Source organism: Mesorhizobium sp. M0960 (assembly GCF_040319055.1).
Taxonomy (GTDB): Bacteria; Pseudomonadota; Alphaproteobacteria; order Rhizobiales; family Rhizobiaceae; genus Mesorhizobium.
Map to the genome: position 1 here is coordinate 14,314 of NZ_JAMYNN010000016.1, position 17,507 is coordinate 31,820.

The 17,507-nt window shown below is 62.9% G+C and carries 16 protein-coding genes and 1 pseudogene; 9 read left to right on the forward strand and 8 right to left on the reverse strand.

Annotated features, from left to right (window positions below; genetic code table 11):
• Positions 1-2 precede the first annotated feature (2 nt).
• Positions 3-386: an SET domain-containing protein gene (locus NKH63_RS23945; RefSeq protein ID WP_023718410.1), complete on the forward strand. Its 384-nt coding sequence runs from the start codon at positions 3-5 to the stop codon at positions 384-386.
• A 12-nt stretch (positions 387-398) separates the two neighbouring features.
• Here the strand turns inward: NKH63_RS23945 and NKH63_RS23950 are convergent, their stop codons facing one another.
• The 4 genes from NKH63_RS23950 to NKH63_RS23965 form a co-directional block, all read right to left on the reverse strand.
• Entirely contained in the window at positions 399-1,349 is a 951-nt protein-coding gene (locus NKH63_RS23950) for a cytochrome c (RefSeq protein WP_352918906.1), read from the reverse strand.
• 9 nt (positions 1,350-1,358) lie between these two features.
• The gene (locus NKH63_RS23955) at positions 1,359-1,802 is read right to left on the reverse strand and encodes a c-type cytochrome (protein WP_023718412.1); all 444 of its coding nucleotides are present in this window, start codon (positions 1,800-1,802) and stop codon (positions 1,359-1,361) included.
• A 174-nt stretch (positions 1,803-1,976) separates the two neighbouring features.
• A complete protein-coding gene (locus NKH63_RS23960; protein ID WP_023718413.1) occupies positions 1,977-2,573 on the reverse strand; it encodes a superoxide dismutase in 597 nt (198 codons plus the stop codon).
• Positions 2,574-2,681: 108 nt separating this feature from the next.
• Positions 2,682-3,560, reverse strand: a complete 879-nt coding sequence (locus NKH63_RS23965) for a branched-chain amino acid aminotransferase (protein ID WP_023718414.1) — start codon at positions 3,558-3,560, stop codon at positions 2,682-2,684.
• 151 nt (positions 3,561-3,711) lie between these two features.
• On the opposite strand from NKH63_RS23965, the gene NKH63_RS23970 reads away from it, so the two are divergent.
• Both NKH63_RS23970 and NKH63_RS23975 read left to right on the forward strand, forming a co-directional pair.
• A complete protein-coding gene (locus NKH63_RS23970) occupies positions 3,712-4,374 on the forward strand; it encodes a haloacid dehalogenase type II (protein WP_352483645.1) in 663 nt (220 codons plus the stop codon).
• 175 nt (positions 4,375-4,549) lie between these two features.
• Entirely contained in the window at positions 4,550-5,374 is an 825-nt protein-coding gene (locus NKH63_RS23975) for a L,D-transpeptidase (RefSeq protein WP_352483646.1), read from the forward strand.
• A gap of 436 nt (positions 5,375-5,810) precedes the next feature.
• Here the strand turns inward: NKH63_RS23975 and NKH63_RS23980 are convergent, their stop codons facing one another.
• Entirely contained in the window at positions 5,811-6,617 is an 807-nt protein-coding gene (locus tag NKH63_RS23980; RefSeq protein WP_023718418.1) for an alpha/beta fold hydrolase, read from the reverse strand.
• A 554-nt stretch (positions 6,618-7,171) separates the two neighbouring features.
• Here NKH63_RS23980 and NKH63_RS23985 point away from each other — a divergent pair.
• The gene (locus NKH63_RS23985) at positions 7,172-7,753 is read left to right on the forward strand and encodes a dienelactone hydrolase family protein (RefSeq protein WP_023718420.1); all 582 of its coding nucleotides are present in this window, start codon (positions 7,172-7,174) and stop codon (positions 7,751-7,753) included.
• Between the two features lie 608 nt (positions 7,754-8,361).
• On the opposite strand, the gene NKH63_RS23990 is transcribed toward NKH63_RS23985, so the two are convergent.
• Positions 8,362-9,894, reverse strand: coding sequence for a helicase HerA-like C-terminal domain-containing protein (locus NKH63_RS23990; RefSeq protein WP_023718421.1), 1,533 nt, complete (start codon positions 9,892-9,894; stop codon positions 8,362-8,364).
• A 276-nt stretch (positions 9,895-10,170) separates the two neighbouring features.
• Here NKH63_RS23990 and NKH63_RS23995 point away from each other — a divergent pair, with 276 nt between their 5' ends.
• The 4 genes from NKH63_RS23995 (at position 10,171) to NKH63_RS24010 (ending at position 14,414) form a co-directional block, all read left to right on the forward strand.
• Positions 10,171-11,613: a methylmalonyl-CoA mutase subunit beta gene (locus tag NKH63_RS23995; protein ID WP_352483647.1), complete on the forward strand. Its 1,443-nt coding sequence runs from the start codon at positions 10,171-10,173 to the stop codon at positions 11,611-11,613.
• Positions 11,610-13,733, forward strand: a complete 2,124-nt coding sequence (gene scpA / locus NKH63_RS24000) for a methylmalonyl-CoA mutase (RefSeq protein ID WP_352483648.1) — start codon at positions 11,610-11,612, stop codon at positions 13,731-13,733. Before NKH63_RS23995 ends, scpA begins: the two co-directional genes overlap by 4 nt.
• 73 nt (positions 13,734-13,806) lie before the next feature.
• The gene (locus NKH63_RS24005) at positions 13,807-14,028 is read left to right on the forward strand and encodes an AbrB/MazE/SpoVT family DNA-binding domain-containing protein (RefSeq protein ID WP_095496758.1); all 222 of its coding nucleotides are present in this window, start codon (positions 13,807-13,809) and stop codon (positions 14,026-14,028) included.
• On the forward strand, positions 14,025-14,414 hold the full coding sequence (locus tag NKH63_RS24010; RefSeq protein WP_023718426.1) for a type II toxin-antitoxin system death-on-curing family toxin: 390 nt from the start codon (positions 14,025-14,027) through the stop codon (positions 14,412-14,414). The genes NKH63_RS24005 and NKH63_RS24010 overlap by 4 nt, the downstream gene beginning before the upstream one ends.
• Here NKH63_RS24010 and NKH63_RS24015 read toward each other — a convergent pair.
• Positions 14,411-14,884 (reverse strand): GreA/GreB family elongation factor, encoded by a 474-nt coding sequence (locus NKH63_RS24015; RefSeq protein ID WP_023718427.1) that lies wholly within the window; start codon positions 14,882-14,884, stop codon positions 14,411-14,413. The two genes, NKH63_RS24010 and NKH63_RS24015, sit on opposite strands and share 4 nt — an antisense overlap.
• Positions 14,885-15,006: 122 nt before the next feature.
• Here NKH63_RS24015 and NKH63_RS24020 point away from each other — a divergent pair.
• A pseudogene (locus tag NKH63_RS24020) lies at positions 15,007-16,382 on the forward strand (TIGR03808 family TAT-translocated repetitive protein).
• On the opposite strand, the gene NKH63_RS24025 reads toward NKH63_RS24020, so the two are convergent.
• Entirely contained in the window at positions 16,375-17,379 is a 1,005-nt protein-coding gene (locus NKH63_RS24025) for an asparaginase (RefSeq protein WP_023718429.1), read from the reverse strand. The pseudogene NKH63_RS24020 and the gene NKH63_RS24025 sit on opposite strands and share 8 nt — an antisense overlap.
• Positions 17,380-17,507: the final 128 nt, after the last annotated feature.

Below are 17,507 nucleotides of genomic sequence, written 5' to 3' on the forward strand. Positions count from 1 at the left end.
CCATGTTGCTCGTCGATGTCTATCTCGACAAATCGCCCATCCAGGGCATCGGCGTCTTTGCCAAAAACCACATTGCCCGCGGCACGCTGGTCTGGAAGCTCGACCCGAAATACGACCGGCGCATCGAGGTGGAGACCTACGAGCGGGAAACCGGGCCGGTCAAAACCTATCTCGACCGCTACGCCTATCCGGACCGGCGCGACCCGAATTACATCGTCTTCGAAGCCGACGATGCGCGCTACATGAACCATGCCGACAGCCCGAATTGCGACGTCTCGCAGCCGGAGGAGACCTATGCCTTGCGCGACATTGCGCCCGGCGAGGAAATGACCTGCGACTACAATCACTTCTTCGAAACCGGCTTCGACTTCCTCGGCGACCGCTGACCCAACGGCCCGTCAGCTCGCCGGCTTCTTGCGCGCCGGATAGCCGTTGGGATGCGGCGGCACGGCTTTCAGATAGGCGGCGATCGCCGCGCGGTCCTCCCGGGTCAGCACGGCCATGTTCCGTTGCACGTCGACCATCGCGCCGCCGACCGTATCGAAGTCCGGCGTGAAGCCGGTTTCGAGATAGTTGGCGATGTCGGCTTCCGACCAGTCGGCGATGCCGCCCTCGCCCGACGTGATGTTGGGCACGATGCCGCTGCCTTCCGCGGCCGCGGCGCCTGCCAGCCACTGGCTCTTCCTGGTACCGCCGGTAAGGTCCCGCGGCGTGTGGCATTCGCCGCAATGGCCGGGGCCTTCGACCAAATAGCGGCCGGCCTGCACCGGCTGTGGCGTGCCTTCGGGAAAGGAAACGACCGACTTGTCGCTCAGATAGAGCAATTTCCACAGACCAAGGCCGCGTCGGACGTTGAAGGGAAACCCCAGCGAATTGGCGGGTGCCTTGCCGGCGACCGCGGGCAAGGTCTTCAGGAACGCATAGAGATCGGCAATGTCGGCCGGCTTCATGCGCGCGTATGAAATATAGGGAAATGCTGGATAAAGATGCTCGCCCGACGGCGACACGCCCTTCAGCATGGCGTTGGCAAAGTCTTCGACCGACCAGGCGCCGATGCCGTCCTTGGTATCCTGCGAGATATTCGGCGGCACGAAGGTGCCGAATGGCGTCTTGAGCTCGAGGCCGCCGACCAGCTGAAGGCGAGCGTCGCCTTGCGAGCCAGGCTTGGCATGACAGGATGTGCAGCCGCCAGCGTAGAAGATGCGCTTGCCCCTGTCAGCGTCACCGGGGCCAAGCTGCGCCAGCGTGGCGGCACCGAGCCTGACCGGAGCCGACAGGAACCAGCCGGCAATCGCGGCGACGCCGCCCAGAACGAGGGCGGCGCCGACGAGTTTCTTCAGCAAGGGCATTGCCCGCTATCAGCCTTTTTTCACCCTGTAGCTTTGATGACAGTTGCCGCAGCCGCCGCCGATGGTGTTGAACTGTGCCTTCAACGCGTCGGCATCCGCAGGTGCCGCGGCGACCGCCGCCTTGACGTCGGCGAGGTACTTGCCTTCAGCCGTCTTGAAGCCGGCCATGTCCTGCCAGATCTTGGGAGACGCCGTGGTGTCGCCGATGTCGCTGCCCGCCGGGAACAGCGCGTCGACGCCGGCATGGAATTTCTCGGCATTGGCCTGCAGTGCCTGCAACGCCGTCAGCACCGAAGCTGCGTCGTAGGGCGTCTCGCCCTTGACCACTTTCGACAAGCCGGCGGCGATCTTGCCACGTTCCTTCATCAGGGCCTGCCGGTCAGCGACCGGGTCGGCAAATGCCGCCGAACCGGCGAAGGCGAGCATCGAGATGGCGAGGATAAGCTTTCTCATTCACTTGGCTCCATGTTGAAGGCAATTCAGGGTGCGGTCCCACCCCGATGACAAACGGCAAGGATGGCTTAAAAATTCCGACGCTTCGCCTCACGCTTGCGTGAAATTTTTGCAACTGTCGTTCTGATGCTGAAAAAGAAAAGCCCCGGTTCTGCCGGGGCTTTCTGGAACGGATCAGGCCTTTTCGTAGAGTTCGAGCACATAGTCCCAGTTGATGAGACTGTCGACGAAGGCTTCGAGATATTTCGGCCGGGCGTTGCGATAATCGATGTAGTAGGAATGTTCCCAGACATCGACGCCAAGGATCGGCGTCGCGCCATGGACGAGCGGGTTCTCGCCATTCGGCGTCTTCGAGATCGCCAGCTTGCCGTCCTTGACCGAGACCCAGGCCCAGCCCGAACCGAACTGGGTGGTGCCGGCGGCGATGAAGTCGGCCTTGAACTTGTCGTAGCCGCCAAGATCGCTGTCGACCGCTTTTTGCAAGGCGCCCGGCAGCTTGTTGCCGCCGCCGCCCTTCTTCATCCATTTCCAGAAATGGATATGATTGTAGTGCTGGGCGGCATTGTTGAAGAGCCCCGCATTCTTGCCGAAGGACTGTTTGACGGCCTCTTCGACCGACAAATCGCCCAGGCCCGCCTCGGCGGCCAGCTTGTTGCCGTTGTCGACGTAGGCCTTGTGGTGCTTGTCGTGATGATATTCCAGCGTTTCCTTGGACATATAAGGCTGCAAAGCCTCGTAATCATAGGGCAAGGCGGGCAATTCAAAAGCCATCGGTCGTACTCCCTCGTGGAAAAATCCGGTGTCGATACCGGACTAACATAGGACTGGATTGGTCTGGAACAACTCCGGAAACGAAGCGCCGGGCCGCTTTTTAGCGGGTCAGCCGGGCGAAGTCGAATGCGCCCATTCCCAATAGAGTTCGCGCGCCTTCTTGGCCACCGGCCCGGGCTGCAGATTGCGATCCTCGATACGGGTGACCGGCACGACCTTCGAGTGGTTTCCGGTCGAGAAGATTTCGTCCGCCTCCAGGAAATCGCGGATCGACAGCGTCTTTTCCGTCGTCGTGAAACCGTACTCGCCAAGCAGGGCCATGGTGCGCGCGCGAGTGATGCCGGACAGGAAGGTGCCGTTCGGCGCCGGCGTCAGGACATGGCCGTCCTTGACCAGGAAAATATTCGAGGTCCCGGTCTCGGCGACATTGCCCAGCATGTCGAGCACGAGCGCATTGTCGAAGCCGCGCATCTTGGCTTCGAGGATGGCCCTGCCGTTGTTGGGATAAAGGCAGCCGGCCTTGGCGTTAGTCGGCATGGTTTCGATTGTCGGGCGGCGGAACGGCGACACCGTCACCGAAAAACCCGCTGGCGAGATCATCGGCGATTCATAGAGGCAAAGGCAGAAACGCGTCGAGGCCGGGTCGGCCGGCACGCCCATATAGCCGCCATGCTCGGCCCAATACATCGGCCTGATGTAGACCGCTGTGTTGCCGTCGAACTTCTTCAGCCCGTCCCAGGTCAGGCCGACGATCTTGTCGGTGCTCATCGTCGGTTTCAGGCCGAGCGCGATCGCCGAGGCGTTCACCCTTGCTGCATGGCGATCGAGGTCGGGAGCGACGCCCTCGAACCAACGGGCGCCGTCGAACACGCTGGTGCCGAGCCACATGGCATGGCTGCGCGGCCCGAGGATGGCGACGTTGCCCTCATACCAGTCGCCGTCGACGAAGGTCCATGTCGCGGATTGCGCCGCAGTCGCCAGTGTCATTGCCAGGTTCCGTTCGATGCTTGTTGCGGCGCATTGGAAGATGCTTTGGCGGCCGCCGTCAACCGGTTTGGCTGAGATTTGTTGAGGCCAGCGGGCTGGCGGACTGCAATCAGCGCTTGCGCCTTGCCTTGCGCAGCCTCAAAACTGTCGCATGCACCATGCAGCTTACGTTTTCGACGCCTATGGCACGCTGTTCGACGTGCATGCGGCCGTGCGCCGTCACGCCGACCAGATCGGGCCGGACGGCCAGTTGCTGTCCGAGATCTGGCGCGCCAAGCAGCTGGAATATTCCTGGGTCAGGACGCTGATGGGGGCCTATGCCGATTTCTGGCAGCTCACCGAGCAGGCTCTCGATTTCGCCCTGCGCAAGGTTCCATCCGCCGATGCCGGGCTGAAAGCGAAGCTGCTCGAGGCCTATTGGCGGCTGGACTGCTATCCGGAGGTGCCGGCCGTGCTCAAGGCGCTCAAGGCATCGGGAGCAAGGCTGGCGATCCTGTCCAACGGTTCGCCTGAAATGCTGGAGGCGGCCGTCAAGTCCGCCGCCTTGGACCAGGTTCTGGACGACGTCTATTCCGTCGACAGCGTCAGGCGCTTCAAGACCGACCCGTCGGTCTACGACATGGTCACCACGGGCTGGCGCCTCTACCCGGACGCGGTCTCGTTCCAGTCCTCCAACCGCTGGGACGTCGCCGGCGCCACCAAATTCGGCTTCAGGACGGTGTGGATCAACCGCACCAACCAGCCTGAGGAATACCGGGATTTCCCACCGGCCCTGATCCTGCCATCCCTCGATGGTCTGATCTCCGGGGTTTGACGCCGGACATGTTGCCTGGGCGCAACAGTGACGATCCAGTCACAGCTTTGCCTTTGTTTGTCCACCCTGCGGCCAGAATTGGAACCGCCTATCGCGCCGGGCATTGCTCGGGCAACCGCGCGCAACCGGGCGCATTCATGCTTTGTTGCGATTTGAGACTTAAAAAAAGGCAATCATGTTCACACCCCCATCGTCCTCTCTGCGCCTTAGCCGTCGCGGTTTCCTCAACGCCGCAGCCCTTGGCGCCGCCTCGGTCGCGGTCTCCAGTTGCACCACGCTGTCGCAACAACCGGTCGAGCCACCGCCGCCGACCTATGTCGAGCCGGCGCTCGGCGACTATGTGACGATGTATGGGCCGATGTCGGATGGCGGCTTCGAGCTGCCGGCCATACCGGTCGACAAGATCGACCCGCAGTTCCTGCGCCAGATCGTTGACGATCCGACCGGGCAGCAGCCAGGCACCATCGTCGTCGACACCACCAATCACTTCCTCTATCTGGTGCGCCCGGGCGGCCAGGCTATCCGCTACGGTGTCGGCCTCGGCCGCGCCGGTTTCGAATGGTCGGGCGATGCCGTGGTCCAATGGAAGCAGAAATGGCCGAAATGGACGCCGCCGGACGAAATGATCTCCCGGCAGCCGGAGTTGAAACCCTACAGCGCCGAGAATGGCGGCATGCCCGGCGGGCTCAAGAACCCGCTTGGCGCGCGGGCGCTCTATCTCTTCCAAGGCAACCAGGACACGCTCTACCGCTTGCACGGTTCGCCGGAATGGCGGTCGATCGGCAAGTCGGTGTCGTCAGGCTGCGTGCGCCTGATGAACCAGGATATCATCGATCTCTACGACCGTGTGCCGAACAAGACGCCGGTCGTGGTGACGGCCGATATCGGCCAGCCGATGGTGGCGACCGCAAACCGCAAAGCCATTCCGATCGACGCCGGCGTGCCGGAAGGATCGATCCTGCTCGGCCCGATAAAAGCGGTGACGAACTCGATCTTCTGAGCTGACGGAAGCACGGGGGCGCGATTGGCTCACGGCTCCTGCTGGTTTTGCCGAGCCTCGGCTTGCCCGTGCCGGTGCCCGCCTTCAGGTCCGATGTTTACGCCGAGCAGCGGATTTTGCCGCGCTCTGTGCAGACGCCGCCGGTGGATAGCTCATGATCCAAATACGTCTTCCGAAGGCCAAGCGGTCGGATGACCGCTTTGCGCCTAATCTCGGCCGTATAGATTCGCTTTGCCGTTTCCTGAAAGCTGACGTCGCAGGCGACCGCGCTGGAGGTCGTGGTGGCGCCAGGAGCTGCCATTCCCGGCGCTTCTCCAAAACTGACCTTCGCGCTACGGCTTGAGTCGGCCCTTCTCTGCCCCTCCTGCGGAGCAGTCCTACGGCAAGCCGTGACCCGAAAGCGGACTTGCGAGCCGCCGCCGAGCGTCATCTTCCTTCAAGAAAGAACCTTGCCGAGGAAAGCACGCATCACGCCGTTGAATTGCTCTGGTCTTTGCAGGGGTGCGAAGTGGCTCACGCCGGACAGGATGATCAATTCCGCTGCCGGAATGCTCCGCGCGAGATATGCGGCATGTTCGGGCTTGATGAACTCGTCGTGCTCGCTTTGCACGATCGCAACGGGCACATGGACATGGGTCAAGTCGCCTGCAGAATAGTTAGGTTCGCTCTTCATCATCTTGCCGACCGCTTCGACAAATACATTGAATTGGTCCGGCGTGGCCGATTGGTCGGCATAGTCCTTGGCGTGCCGTCTGAAACACCGGTCGACGGTCGGAGTGGGCTCGAATTCCTTTGTGCCGCTGGGGTCCATGTTGCAGCCAAAGAAGAATACACCGGCAACCCGCTCGGGTGCGTTCATTGCGAGGATTAAAGCGATGCACGCGCCGTCGCTCCAGCCCACAACGGCCGTCTTTTCCAACTGCAGCGCGTCCATCACGGCGAGCACGTCGGATGCCATCAACTCATATGTAAAAGGCCGCTGATCGCGCGTGCTGCGGCCGTGGCCGCGGCTATCAATGAGCACGGCGCGATAGCCAGAGCTGACCAGCGTTGAAACTTGATAGCCCCAATTACCGCTATGGCCGAGGCCACCATGCAGCAGGATCACGGGAGAGCCGGACCCGTATGTCGCGTACCAAATTCGAGCGCCGTCGTGATCCACGAAGCCCTGATCGCTCGTAACGGGCAGAGGCGCAGCGCCATGGGCCTCGAAATTCTTAAGGTCGTCGTCGTGTGATTCCATGCTGATGTGACTCCAAGTAAACAGAAAGGCCTGCAAACTGCCGCTGATGCAGATCAAACCAACCGCTGACAGGAGCCAGTTGCCCAAGCGACATAACACCGAGCGACTAACTGGATCAATGTCCGCTTCGGTGCGCGCTTGCGTCATTCGTGTGTCTGCTGGGAATGACGCATTCCCACCCCAGCCAGTCCTTCGCCGTCGATTTCGGTCGTTCGGTAGCTTAGGGTTCTTGAACGAACGGACGCGCTTAAAGCGACTTTCATGGCGCTCCTTCAAGCTGCCTTTCGCGCATCGGCCGGAGTCGACCTTGGCGGAAATTCGAACCAAGACACTACCGCCGCGGTGCGTCCGTCTGGCGGACGTGGGCGCCGGAAGCATTTTCGTCGCCGCCTATCTGTTGGTGTAGATCGGCCCCCGCGTCGTCACGCCGGGAAAGACGATGCGCCGAGGCTTGTCATCATTTGGAAGTTCTTCGATGCACAGCGAAATCGCTTGCAGTTCTGCGAAGCGATTCGCAATTATCGCCGCAATCCACGTCCCACCTGGAGGCTCCCATGGCCGAGGTCCTGCTGTTCCACCACGCACAAGGGTTGACTCCCGGCGTGCGCGCGTTCGCTGACGACCTGCGGGCAGCCGGGCACACCGTGCATACGCCGGACCTGTTCGACGGACGCACATTCCAGAGTATTGACGAGGGTCTCGCCTACATCGGTGAGATCGGGTTCGACGACATGCGGGAGCGCGGCGTCCGCGTCGCCGGCGAACTGACCCCCGAGCTCGTTTACGCCGGATTCTCGTTCGGCGTGCTGCCGGCGCAGAAGCTCACACAGACACGACCCGGTGCCTGCGGAGCCCTGCTCTTCCACTCCTGTCTGCCGATTAGCGGCGAGTGGGCCTTCGGACCCTGGCCGGACGGCGTCCCGGTCCAGATCCACGGTATGGATAACGACCTGATCTTCGTCGGCGAGGGCGACATCGACGCCGCTCGCGAGATCGTGGAGAAGGTCGAGGACGCGGAGCTGTTCCTCTATCCCGGCGACCAGCACTACTTCGCCGACAGCTCGCTCCCGTCGTACGAGGCGGCTGCCAGCGCGCTGCTCACGCGGCGGGTGCTCGAGTTCTTGGACCGTGTCTAACCATGTCGGCGAGGGCCTTATTGAGGAGCAATGGCAGCTCTCGTCAAATCTCCCATAGGGTCGAAACCGCGATCACCACCCGCGGGTTCGTTCCCTGGAGGGCTTCCGGACGCCGGCCCCGGCGCACGGCACCTCCCACAGAAGGCCGGCATCTGTAATCCTCCACAAGATCTGCCAAGGCATTTACTCGAGCAAGTGGCTGCTTTGGGGTCTCGGTGCTGGTTGCCGTGAATGTCAGCTATCAGGCAGCGTAATATGCTGATGAAGGGCGGGTCAGGGTCAGGTCACGACGATGTTCGCGACGACCTGAATGTCGGCTCTCGTGTATCCCAGCCTAAGGCGGCCTGTCCGCAATCGGCCCAAAGGCCGCAGGCTGCAATGCCCGCATGTCGGTCGCTGAAGGGGCGGTAGCCGCATCCCAGAGGCGGACACTAGAGCGAGCAGGCGGGGTGGCATGTTCACTCCCAAGTCTCGGGCGCATCCCGGAGGCTCTTTACCTTATCCGCCAAATAGACGGGAGCATAGCCGCCGCCCGCTGTCCTCCAGATCTGGCTACTGGCGCTTGATGCCAAGACAGCATTTGTCAAACTCGGTGGCCCGATGCTCCCTCACCGCCCCCTGGCCAAACTCCCCAGAATACCCCGCACGATCGCCCGTCCGACCGACGAGCCGACCGAGCGCACCACGGATTTGATCGCCGCCTCCGCCACCGTCTGGCGGTTGGAAGGCCGCGGCGCGCGGCGGCCGCCAGCTGGCTGGGGATCATCATTGCCGAAGCCGGGAATGGTCCAGCGCGAACGGCCGCTCTCCTGCTGCTGCGCTTGTGCCTCCTGGGCGTCCTTGGCCTTTTTTTGCAGCATCTCGAAAGCCGATTCGCGATCGACGGTCTGGTCGTACTGTCCCGAAACCGGGCTCTCAGTGATCAGCTTGCGGCGCTCTTCGGGCGTGATGGGGCCAAGCCGCGAGGATGGCGGGCGGATCAGCGTGCGCTGTACCATGGACGGCACGCCCTTGGCTTCCAGCGTGGAGACGAGTGCCTCGCCGGTGCCGAGTTGCGTGATCACGGTTGCACAGTCGAAATCGGGATTGGGCCTGAACGTCTCGGCCGCCGTCTTGACGGCCTTCTGTTCGCGCGGCGTATAGGCACGCAGTGCGTGCTGCACGCGGTTGCCCAACTGCGCCAGCACCGTTTCAGGGATATCCAGCGGATTTTGCGTGACGAAATAAACGCCGACGCCCTTCGAACGGATCAGCCGGACCACCTGTTCGACGCGGTCGATCAGCACCTTCGGCGCGTCGTCGAACAGAAGATGCGCCTCGTCGAAGAAGAAGACCAGCTTCGGCTTGTCCGGGTCGCCGACCTCGGGCAGTTCCTCGAACAGTTCCGACATCAGCCACAGAAGGAACGTCGCATAGAGCCGCGGATTCATCATCAGTTTGTCGGCGGCGAGCACGCTGATGGCGCCGCGTCCATCGCGCGTGGTGCGCATGATGTCGGCGATCCGCAATGCCGGCTCGCCGAAGAAATTGGCAGCGCCCTGCTGCTCCAGGACCAGCAGCGTGCGCTGGATCGCGCCGACCGAAGGTTTCGTCACATTGCCGTAGCGGGCGCCGATCTCTTCGGCGCGGTCGGCGATGTTGGCAAGCAGTGACTGCAGGTCCTTCAAGTCGAGCAGCAAAAGGCCTTCCTCGTCGGCGATGCGGAAGGCGATGTTCATAATGCCTTCCTGCGCCTCGGAGAGGTTCATCAGCCGCGACAGAAGCAGCGGCCCCATCTCCGAGATGGTGGCGCGGATCGGGTGACCCTGCTCGCCGAACAGATCCCAGAAGATGACCGGAAATTCCTGGAACTCATAGGGATCGAGCTTGACCTGCTCGGCCCGCTTGACCAGAAAATCCTGCGCTGTGCCCATCATGGCGATACCCGACAGATCGCCCTTGATGTCGGCGCAGAATACCGGCACGCCGGCATTGGAGAAACCCTCGGCCAATATCTGCAGGGTCACCGTCTTGCCGGTGCCGGTCGCGCCGGTGACCAGGCCGTGACGATTGCCATATTGCAGCAAAAGCCGTTCCGGCCGCTGATAGCTGTCGTCCGGCTTGCGGCTGGCTCCCATGAAGATACTGGTGTCGTCGGCCATGTGTCCGGTCTCCGCAAACCTATAGGGTTGAATGCCCTGATCCCCTTGAAGAAAAGGGAGGCCCGCCGCAGGTATAGTGAGGCCATTGCGCAGCGACAATGGGCATCCTCGAAAATGGCTTTTGGAGCTTGCGGAACCTGCCCATGTTTGGCAATCGGTTGACGGTCACCGTCACGGAAGGCGAGTTGCACGGCATGTGTGCTGCATTGTGATATGGGACCGGGGACCGTAGACTGACATAGTAGGCTGACACGGCCACTAGAACGAGGAGAACGGATGGGCGCCGGTGCCTTGACCCATGATGCCGACCTTCCGAGCGCCGACCGGCAACGATGGCTGGCGCTGGCGGAGAAGGCGCTGGCCGGCGGTTCCTTCGAGGAAAAGCTCGTCTCGCATACGGACGACGCCATCCGCATCGAGCCGCTCTACGAGCGTTCGGTGACCGTCGAGCCTGTCGTGCGCGCCAACCCGGGATCACCGTGGATCGTCAGCCAGCGTATCGACGATCCGGACATAGGCCGCGCCAGGGCGCAGGCGCTGGAAGACGTCGCGCAGGGTGCTACCGGACTGTCGCTTGTCTTCGAAGGCGCGCCGAACGCCTTCGGCTATGGCTTGCCGAGGACGGCCGAGGCGCTGGAGAGCGTGCTCGACGGCGTGCCGCTCAACCGCATCCAGATCCGCATCGATGCCCATCCCTGGAGCCGCGCCGTGGCCGACTGGCTGGTGGCGTTCTTGACCAAGCGCCGCTCCGACCCGGCAAAGCTCAACCTCTCCTTCGGCATCGATCCGGCGGCGATATTTGCCGGGACCGGCAGGCTGCGCATGTCGATCGAAGCTTTGCAGGCATCGATGCCGCAGTCGCTCGCACATTTCTTTTCGATGGGGGTGCCCGGCGTGCTGCTGGAAGCCGACGGGCGGGTGTTCCACAATGCCGGCGCAACCGAGGCGCAGGAGCTTGGCACGATGCTCGCCTCGGCAGTCTCCTATTTGAGGCTGTTCGAGAAGGCGCGCCAGCCGCTTGTCTATGCGGCGCCGCATATCGGTTTTGCGCTCAGCGTCGACCAGGACCAGTTCGTGTCGACGGCCAAGGTCAGGGCGTTGCGGAGACTGTGGGCGCGTGTCCAGGAGGCCTGCTCGATACCGCCCTCCACCGCCAGCATCCATGCCGAAACCTCCTTCAGGATGATGACGGCGGCCGACCCGGAAACCAACATCCTGCGCACCACCATCGCCGCTTTTGCCGCTGCCGCCGGCGGGGCGGATTCGATCGCCATCCTGCCGCATACCATCGCGCACGGCCTGCCCGCGGGTTTTGCACGCCGCGTTGCCCGCAACGCGCAACTGATCATGGCCAATGAAAGCCACATCGACCACGTCGCCGATCCGGCTTGCGGTTCGGGCGCCGTCGAAACCCTGACTGCGGAGCTCTGCGCGGCGGCCTGGCAGGAGTTCCAGCAGATCGAGGCGGAAGGCGGCGTGCTGACCAGCCTCGAACAAGGCCACGTCCAGAGACGCGTGCAGGCAGCTTCCGCCCGCCGCAACGCTGCCTACCAGGCGGGCGAACGGGCGATCGTCGGCACGACGCTGCACCCGTCGAAGACCGAGCGTCCGGTCGAGACGCTGGCGGCGGAGCGGCGGCCTGCCTTCACCGAAGGCGTTGCGGTGTGCGAGCCGCTGTTTCCGATCCGCATCGATCAGTCGATCGGAGCCGTGCCATGATCCCGGATTTCAGCCAGATCGCCTGGTCGCCGCCACGGCGGGCGCCGGTCGAGGTCAAAGGCCAGCGGATGACGCCGGAAGGCATCGCCGTCAAGCATCTCTACAACCAGGGCGATCTCAAGGGCTTGCCGCATCTCGATACCTATCCGGGCCTGCCGCCCTTCGTGCGCGGCCCCTATCCGACGATGTATGTCCAGCAACCCTGGACGATCCGGCAATATGCCGGCTTCTCGACGGCCGAAGAGTCCAACGCCTTCTACCGGCGCAACCTTGCCGCCGGCCAGAAAGGCCTGTCGGTCGCCTTCGATCTCGCCACGCATCGCGGCTACGACAGCGACCATCCGCGCGTCGCTGGCGATGTCGGAATGGCCGGCGTCGCCATCGATTCCATTCTCGACATGCGCCAGCTGTTCGAGGGCATCCCGCTTAACGAGATGACGGTATCGATGACGATGAACGGCGCGGTGCTGCCGATCATGGCGCTCTATATCGTGGCGGCGGAGGAACAGGGCGTCGCGCAGAAGGACCTCACTGGGACCATTCAGAACGACATCCTGAAAGAGTTCATGGTGCGCAACACCTACATCTATCCGCCCAAACCTTCGATGCGGATCGTGTCGGACATTTTTTCCTACACGTCGACGCATATGCCGAAGTTCAATTCGATCTCGATCTCCGGCTACCACATGCAGGAGGCGGGAGCGACGGCGGACCTCGAGCTCGCCTACACGATTGCCGACGGTATCGAATATGCCCGCGCCGGCGTCGCGGCCGGCCTCGACATCGACCGTTTCGCGCCGCGCCTCTCGTTTTTCTGGGCGATCGGCATGAATTTCTTCATGGAAGTCGCGAAGCTGAGAGCAGCGCGCCTTTTGTGGGCCAGCCTGATGCTGAAGAACTTTTCGCCGAAGGACGAGCGCTCGCTGTCGCTGCGCACCCATTGCCAGACTTCGGGCTGGTCGCTGACGGCGCAGGACCCCTACAACAACATCATCCGCACCATGATAGAGGCGATGGCGGCGACTCAAGGCCACACGCAGTCGCTGCACACCAATTCCTTCGACGAGGCAATGGCGCTGCCGACCGATCATTCGGCCCGCATCGCCCGCAACACACAGCTCATCCTGCAGAAGGAATCCGGCACGACCCGGAGCATCGACCCGTGGGGCGGCTCTGCCTATGTCGAGCGGCTGACGCATGATCTGGCGGCGCGCGCGCTCGCCCATATGGAGGAGGTCGAGAGCCTCGGGGGCATGGCCGCGGCGATCGAAAAGGGCCTACCGAAGCTGCGCATCGAAGAGGCTGCCGCGCGCACCCAGGCGCGCATCGATTCCGGCGAACAGATCGTGGTCGGCGTCAATGCCCACCGTCCCGGCACGGACATCGAAGTCGACGTGCTGAGGATCGACAACGCGGAAGTCAGGGCGCGGCAATTGTCGAAGCTGCAGCGGCTGAAAGGCACGCGTGACGTCGCCGCCGTCGAGAGCGCGCTCGATGCGCTGACCCGTGCTGCCGGGAGTAACGAAAACCTGCTGGAATTCGCCATCCGGGCGGCGCGCGCCAATGCCACGGTCGGCGAGATTTCGCTGGCGCTGGAAAAGGTCTTCGGCCGCCATGTCGCCTCGGTGCAGACGATCTCCGGCGTCTATCGCAACGCGCTTGGCGACAATCCGGTGGTCGACCGGTTGCAGGACAAGGTCGTAGCGTTCGAGGAGAAGTCCGGCGGCAAGCCGCGTATTCTGGTCGCCAAGATGGGGCAAGACGGCCATGATCGCGGCCAGAAAGTGATCGCCACCGCCTTTGCCGATCTCGGCTTCGACGTCACCGTTGGGCCGATGTTCCAGACGCCGGACGAGATCGCCAAGCTGGCGGTCGAGCATGACGTGCACATCGTCGGCGCCTCGTCGTTGGCGGCAGGCCATTTGACGCTCATTCCCGAACTCAAACAGGCGCTGAAGAAGCTCGGCCGCGACGACATGCTGATCGTCGCCGGCGGCGTCATTCCACCGAAGGATTACGATGCAGTCCGGCAGGCAGGCGCAGCGGAGATCTTCCCGCCCGGCACGGTCATCCCGGAAGCGGCGGAGCGGCTGATGGATCGGCTGCTGCAGGCGGGCTGACGCTTTGTTATAATGCCCGTTGCAACGACCGACACGCTGAGTTATAATCGGCGTTGCAACAGGATGTCTCACCATGAACACGACCATTCGCAAGATCGGCAATTCCGAAGGCGTGATCCTACCGAGGGAGCTTCTCGATCGTCTGAACCTGAAGGCCGGCGACCAGCTTCAAATCGTTGAAACAGGTGACGGTCTTGCGCTGAAGCCGGTGGACGACAGCTTCGAGCGGCAAATGAAAGCTGCCCGCGAGGTCATGGACAAATACAAGGTCGCGCTTCAGAAGCTCGCCGAATGAGCTGGGAGTTTCTGACGCGGCGTGCAGTCGAAGCGATGCACGCCGAGCAGTTGCGCCGACACGGCGGAGCACAAGGCTTGAGGGATGAAAATGCCATTGAATCGGCGCTCGCCCGTGCGGAGAACAAAGCCAACTACGGAGACCCGTCGGTTGAAGAACTCGCCGCCGTCTATGTCTTCGGCATCGCCCGAAATCATGCCTTTGTCGACGGCAACAAACGCACCGCCATTGTCGCTGCCGGCGCATTTCTGATTGTGAATGGTTATGCCCTGTCGGCCAATGACGGCATGCTTTACGAATTCGTCATGGGCGTCGCCGCCGGCGAAATCGACGAGGCCGGTGCCGCGGCGTTCTTCCGCGACCATGTCGTCAAGCTCGAAGACTAACTATCGGAGAGCTTGACGATCTCCCATTCCTTGCCGTTAACCACGGCAATTTCGCCGACCTTCTTGCCGAACAGCGCCATCGCCATCGGCGACATATGGGAAATTGACCCTTTGGCCGGGTTGGCCTCATCCTCGCCGACGATCTTCCAGTGCACCTTCTTGCCGTCGTCGCTCTCCAGTGTGACGCCCATACCGAAGCGAACCATGTCGCTGCCCGGTTCCGGCACCGAAAGCTCGGCGCTTTCACGCCGCGCCGTCCAATAGCGGAGATCACGCGACACCAGCGCGATGCGCTCGCGGTCGGCCCTCTTTTCGGCTCTGCCCAGTTCGTCGCGCAGAGCGGCCACCTCCGCATCGATCAGCGCCAGGCCGTGTTCCGTCACCAGATTGCGGTGATGGCTGATCGGCCGCTCGCCGATGCCGGCAATGGCGTTTTCGCTGTCTTCCTCGCGGGTGAAGGCCCTGCTCATCCGATGAACTTAGGCCCGGCGCGACGACTCCACAAGCCATAGCCGGCAAACCCGACCTCGGGGCCGATCCCGTCTGGCACGAATCCTGCCGCGTGAGCGTTGGACGCAAGGGATCTGTGCCGATGTTGAACAGAAGAACGCTGCTTACGCAGACCGCCGGCTTTGCCGTCATGGGGCTTTCGCTCGGCAAGGCAGCGGCGGAAAACCTGCCCGGCATCGACAAAGCCGCGATGCGCGGGGCGATCAATGCGACCGATCTCGGCGTCCGGCCCGGCGCGCTTGAGGACCAGAGCAAGGCTTTCACCAAGCTGCTGCGCGAAGCGCACGTTCGCGACATGCCGGTGTTCCTGCCGCCGGGGACCTATATCGTTTCCAACCTGTCGCTGCCCGGCCGCGTTCGCCTGTCCGGCGTGGCGGGCGCATCGCGGATCGTCTATGGCGGCAACGGCCATCTCATCATGGCGGAACAGGCCGAGCATATCGAACTCAGTGGACTGGTGTTCGACGGCAGCAACCACTGGATGGGCGATTATACGCAAGGCCTGCTCGATCTGCGCCGCATCGCCCATCTCGTCGTCGACAATTGCCAGCTTACCGGCAGCGGCAAGAACGGTCTGGCGCTCGAACACGCCTCGGGCCGTATCGAACGCTCGGAGATATCCGATGCGGCCGATGCCGGCATCTATTCGGTCGAGGCCGATGGCCTGGAAATATCAGGCAATAGCGTCTCCGACTGCGCCAATGGCGGCATTCTGGTGCACCGCTGGCAGGCGGCGGAAGATGGTACCATCGTCAGCGGCAACCGCGTCGAACGCATCCAGGCGCGCAGCGGCGGAACCGGCCAGAACGGCAACGGCATCAATGCCTTCTGCGCCGGCAATGTCATCATCTCCGGCAATATTGTTTCGGATTGCGCGTTTTCGGCTATCCGCGCCAACAGTGCCAGCAATTTGCAGATCACCGGCAACACCTGCTCGCGCTCGGGCGAAACGGCCGTGTATTCCGAATTCTCATTCGAAGGCGCCATCATCAGCAACAACATCGTCGATAGTGCTGCGAACGGTATTTCGATCGTCAATTTCAACGAAGGCGGCCGCATGGGGGTCTGCTCCGGCAACATCGTCCGCAACCTGTCGACCAGCGGCCCCTACCCTGCCGATGCGCCCGGCTTCGGCGTCGGCATCAGCGTCGAGGCAGACACCACCGTTTCCGGCAATGTCGTTGAGAATGCGCCGCTCTACGGCATGCAGATCGGCTGGGGACCGTTCATGCGCAATGTGGTCGCCACGGGAAACGTCATCCGCAAGGCGGGGACCGGTATCGTCGTCACCGTGGTCGAAAGTGCCGGGACGGCAATCATCTCCGACAATGTCATCGACGGAGTCCAGAACGGCGCGATCGTCGGCCAGCGCTGGGCCGAGCCGGTGACCGGCGACCTCGCCGCGTCAGGCAATGCCGGCTATGCGCATTTGACCGTGAGCGCAATCACGTCAGTTGAGGGCGGCGGTGGGCCGGAGCGCGCCGACTTTGGCGCCGATCCGGCTTTCGATAGGCGGATTTGCCTGTTCGATCAGCTTTGCCGCCAGCGGCTGGTCTGCGTGCAAAAGCTTTAACAGCACGGCCGCGAGCATGACTTCAGTTGCGCGGCCGGCGCCGTCGTCGCATTTCAGCGCGATGCCAAGGCCAAGCTCTGGAAGGGCGGCACAATGGACGCCCTCGGCGCCCCCCTTGGCAAAGATCCGGCCAGGCGCGGCCTCCATCATCGCGACGTCGGACCTGCCAGTGCCGGCGACGAAAAACGGCTCGGCCATGCAGGCGGAAAGCAGCCGCTTCGCCGCCCGGGCGCGCACCGGCTCGAAGCTGGCGCCTGTCGCCATGCGGGCAAAGCCAAGCGCAAAGCTGCGCAGCGGCACGGCATAGGTCGGAATCGAGCAACCGTCAGTGCCACGGTGATCGGCGTCATGGGCAGCACCGGTCACCGCCTGCATCGCTTCGCGCACCATCTCCTGCGAAGCATGGCCAGCCTTGACGTAACCGCGATGGGCGATGCCGCTGTGAACGCAGGTGCATAGGAAGCCTGAGTGCTTGCCGGAACAATTGTTGTGCAGCGCGTTCGGCACGCTGCCGGCGCGGGCAAGCGCCAGCGTCGCCCCATGGCTCGACGGCCAATGCGCGCCGCATTCGAGTGCCGTCTCGTCCAGGCCGGCCTTCGCCAGCATAGCCCTCGCGAGCTCGACATGTGGCGGCTCGCCGGAATGCGAGGCGCAGGCCAGTGCCAGCTCCCGGTCACCGAAGCCGTAGCCATCGGCAGCGCCGCTCTCGACCAGCGGCAACGCCTGGATCGCCTTGACCGCCGAACGCGGGAACACCGGTTGTGCCGTGTCGCCGATCTCCCAGACAGGCTTGCCGTCGGCGTCGAAGACGGCAACAGCGCCGCGATGCGCGCTCTCGACGATAGCGCCGCGCAAAACTTCGACCAGAACCGGATTTGTCATGAATTCCCCGCTAGCGCATGATCTCGAAACTCGGAATCAATTTTCGAAAAGGATCATGCGCAAAATCAAAGCGATATAGCGCCCTTTTGCGCGCGCGAAGCGGCGCGCGCGCTGTAATGCGGGGCCGC

Bases quoted from the DNA above. Each gene is read 5' to 3' on its own strand.
- NKH63_RS24010 (WP_023718426.1), top strand. From the start codon at position 14,025: ATGAGCTGGGAGTTTCTGACGCGGCGTGCAGTCGAAGCGATGCACGCC.
- NKH63_RS23970 (WP_352483645.1), top strand. From the start codon at position 3,712: ATGCACCATGCAGCTTACGTTTTCGACGCCTATGGCACGCTGTTCGAC.
- NKH63_RS23965 (WP_023718414.1), bottom strand. From the start codon at position 3,560: ATGACACTGGCGACTGCGGCGCAATCCGCGACATGGACCTTCGTCGAC.
- NKH63_RS23975 (WP_352483646.1), top strand. From the start codon at position 4,550: ATGTTCACACCCCCATCGTCCTCTCTGCGCCTTAGCCGTCGCGGTTTC.
- NKH63_RS23990 (WP_023718421.1), bottom strand. From the start codon at position 9,894: ATGGCCGACGACACCAGTATCTTCATGGGAGCCAGCCGCAAGCCGGAC.
- NKH63_RS23980 (WP_023718418.1), bottom strand. From the start codon at position 6,617: ATGGAATCACACGACGACGACCTTAAGAATTTCGAGGCCCATGGCGCT.
- scpA (WP_352483648.1), top strand. From the start codon at position 11,610: ATGATCCCGGATTTCAGCCAGATCGCCTGGTCGCCGCCACGGCGGGCG.
- NKH63_RS23945 (WP_023718410.1), top strand. From the start codon at position 3: ATGTTGCTCGTCGATGTCTATCTCGACAAATCGCCCATCCAGGGCATC.
- NKH63_RS24005 (WP_095496758.1), top strand. From the start codon at position 13,807: ATGAACACGACCATTCGCAAGATCGGCAATTCCGAAGGCGTGATCCTA.
- NKH63_RS24015 (WP_023718427.1), bottom strand. From the start codon at position 14,884: ATGAGCAGGGCCTTCACCCGCGAGGAAGACAGCGAAAACGCCATTGCC.
- NKH63_RS23955 (WP_023718412.1), bottom strand. From the start codon at position 1,802: ATGAGAAAGCTTATCCTCGCCATCTCGATGCTCGCCTTCGCCGGTTCG.
- NKH63_RS23950 (WP_352918906.1), bottom strand. From the start codon at position 1,349: ATGCCCTTGCTGAAGAAACTCGTCGGCGCCGCCCTCGTTCTGGGCGGC.
- NKH63_RS23985 (WP_023718420.1), top strand. From the start codon at position 7,172: ATGGCCGAGGTCCTGCTGTTCCACCACGCACAAGGGTTGACTCCCGGC.
- NKH63_RS23960 (WP_023718413.1), bottom strand. From the start codon at position 2,573: ATGGCTTTTGAATTGCCCGCCTTGCCCTATGATTACGAGGCTTTGCAG.
- NKH63_RS24025 (WP_023718429.1), bottom strand. From the start codon at position 17,379: ATGACAAATCCGGTTCTGGTCGAAGTTTTGCGCGGCGCTATCGTCGAG.
- NKH63_RS23995 (WP_352483647.1), top strand. From the start codon at position 10,171: ATGGGCGCCGGTGCCTTGACCCATGATGCCGACCTTCCGAGCGCCGAC.